We start from the raw sequence: 1,014 nt of genomic DNA, 5'->3' as shown, positions 1-1,014 counted from the left end.
CCGCCGGCTCGTGGCGGAGAACCACCCGGATCGCGCCATCGCCCGCGGCCTCCCGCCCGAGGCGATCGCCATCGCGACGAGGCGGCTCGCGGCGATCAACGCGGCCTACGACCGGATCGCGGCCGAGCGGGGCCTCCGGTGACGCCCGACAGCCCGGTTGCGCGGCGCGTCCTGCCCTCGCCGAACCACGGCGAGCGCCGCGGCGGAGGGCCCGACGGCGCGGCCGTCCCACGGCCCGACATGCTGATCCTGCACTACACCGGCATGGAGAGCGCGCAGGCCGCCGTCGCCCGGCTGCGCGATCCGCGCGCCGAGGTCTCGGCGCATTACCTCGTGTTCGAGGATGGTGCCGTCGCCCAGATGGTTCCGGAGGCCCGCCGCGCCTGGCACGCTGGCGCCGCCGCCTGGAAGGGCGAGCGCGACGTCAACTCCCGCTCGCTCGGCATCGAGATCGTCCATCCCGGGCATGTCGGCGGCCTGCCGCCCTACCCGGAGGCGCAGGTGGCGGCGGTGACCGCGCTGGCGCGCGACCTCTGTGCGCGCTGGGCCATCCCGCCCGAGCGGGTGCTCGCCCATTCCGACGTCGCGCCCGAGCGCAAGGAGGATCCGGGCGAGGTCTTTCCCTGGGCCCGGCTCGCGGCCGAGGGCGTGGGGCACTTCGTGCCGCCCGTGCCGATCCGGGACGGGCGCTTCTTCGCCCGGGGCGATGCCGGCCAGCCGATCGAGGCCCTGCAGGCGATGCTCGGCCTCTACGGCTACGACCAGCCGGTGACGGGCGTGTTCGACGCCCGCACGCAAGCGGTCGTCGCCGCCTTCCAGCGGCATTTCCGCCCCGCCCGCGTGGACGGCGTCGCCGACGCCTCGACCATCACGACGCTGCGCGACCTGATCGCCGCCCTGCCGGGCCAGGGCGATCGCATATGACGGGGGTCGTCTCCGAGATCGCCACTGGAACCGCCCCGCGCCCCCTCTCCCATAGGGAGAGGGTTGGGGTGAGGGGTATGACCTTTCAGA

At 74.9% G+C, this 1,014-nt stretch carries 1 protein-coding gene and 1 pseudogene; both read left to right on the top strand.

What is annotated here, in order from left to right; all coding sequences use genetic code 11:
- Positions 1-142 (top strand): annotated as a pseudogene (locus tag AX737_RS36625) (molecular chaperone DjiA); the annotation flags it as partial.
- On the top strand, positions 139-924 hold the full coding sequence (locus tag AX737_RS31470) for an N-acetylmuramoyl-L-alanine amidase (RefSeq protein ID WP_066928152.1): 786 nt from the start codon (positions 139-141) through the stop codon (positions 922-924). The pseudogene AX737_RS36625 and the gene AX737_RS31470, both read left to right, overlap by 4 nt.
- Positions 925-1,014: the final 90 nt, after the last annotated feature.

This window comes from Methylobacterium sp. CCH5-D2, assembly GCF_001556475.1.
In the GTDB taxonomy this organism is placed as follows: domain Bacteria; phylum Pseudomonadota; class Alphaproteobacteria; order Rhizobiales; family Beijerinckiaceae; genus Methylobacterium; species Methylobacterium hispanicum.
The sequence above is the reverse complement of the archived record's forward strand: the minus strand, read 5'-3'. Positions and strand labels throughout refer to the sequence as shown.